Source organism: Vibrio sp. Vb1755 (assembly GCF_033338635.1).
In the GTDB taxonomy this organism is placed as follows: Bacteria; Pseudomonadota; Gammaproteobacteria; order Enterobacterales; family Vibrionaceae; genus Vibrio; species Vibrio alginolyticus.
This window is the reverse complement of the sequence record NZ_JAWOTA010000239.1, coordinates 1-1,204: the sequence shown is the minus strand read 5'-3', so window position 1 is coordinate 1,204 and position 1,204 is coordinate 1. Positions and strand designations below refer to the sequence as shown.

At 49.1% G+C, this 1,204-nt stretch carries 2 pseudogenes; both read right to left on the bottom strand.

The window, feature by feature from the left end:
* A pseudogene (locus R7E00_RS24215) lies at positions 1-498 on the bottom strand (glutamate synthase small subunit); the annotation flags it as partial.
* Positions 499-519: 21 nt separating this feature from the next.
* Positions 520-1,204: pseudogene (gene gltB, locus R7E00_RS24210) on the bottom strand (glutamate synthase large subunit); the annotation flags it as partial.

Below are 1,204 nucleotides of genomic sequence, written 5' to 3'. Positions count from 1 at the left end.
AACTAAAATGTCTGCTGCTGCCAAACCAGCAGGGCCAGCGCCGATGATTGCCACCTTTTTATCCGTCCACTCCACTTTGGACATGTCAGGCTTCCAGCCCATTTCAAAGGCTTTGTCGGTGATGTACTTTTCAATGTTACCTATCGTGACTGCACCAAAATCATCATTTAGTGTGCACGAACCCTCACACAAACGGTCTTGCGGACACACACGGCCACACACTTCAGGCAAGCTGTTGGTTTGGTGTGAAAGTTCCACGGCTTCTAAAATTCGGCCTTCATTCGCCAGTTTTAGCCACTGGGGAATGTAGTTATGGACGGGGCACTTCCATTCACAATATGGGTTACCGCAATCCAAACAGCGATCGGCTTGCGCCGTTGCTTGTTGTTTCGTGAACGGCTCGTAGATTTCAACAAACTCAATCTTACGAATCTTAATTGGTTTTTTCGCCGGATCTACGCGTTGAACATCGATAAATTGGTAAACGTTCTGACTCATGATTCAAACATCCTCCATGATTTATTGGGCTTGAACGCGCAGTTCAGCAGCGCTGCGGCTTTGGTGACCAAGTAGCGTGTTTAAGTCAGCCGCTTGAGGTTTCACCAAATAGAACTTCGGAATCCATTCGTCAAAGTTCGCCAAAATATGTTCTGCATGGCTAGAGCCAGTCTCTTCGAGATGCTCCGCAATTAGGCCGCGCAAGTGCTCTTGGTGGATGTATAGATCCGACAGTGAAATGGCTTCCACCGATTCGTTGTTTACACGACCTTGGAAGTCTTGATTTTCATCCAACACGTAAGCAAAACCGCCCGTCATACCAGCGCCGAAGTTCACACCTGTGGCGCCAAGAATAGCCACAATGCCGCCAGTCATGTATTCACAAGCGTTATCGCCAGCACCTTCTATGACGGCGATGGTGCCAGAGTTACGAACACCAAAACGCTCTCCCGCTTTACCCGCAGCAAACAGTTTGCCTCCTGTCGCGCCGTACAAACATGTGTTACCGATAATGGTGGCTTCGTTACATTTAAATGCAGTGCCTAGGTGAGGTTTAATCGCGATCTTACCGCCTGCCATGCCTTTGCCTACGTAGTCGTTCGCATCACCAGTGAGGTAAAGCTCTACGCCGCCCGCATTCCAAACACCAAACGACTGGCCAGCCGTACCATCAAGATAGATTTTGATTGGCGAAGCTGCCAAACCT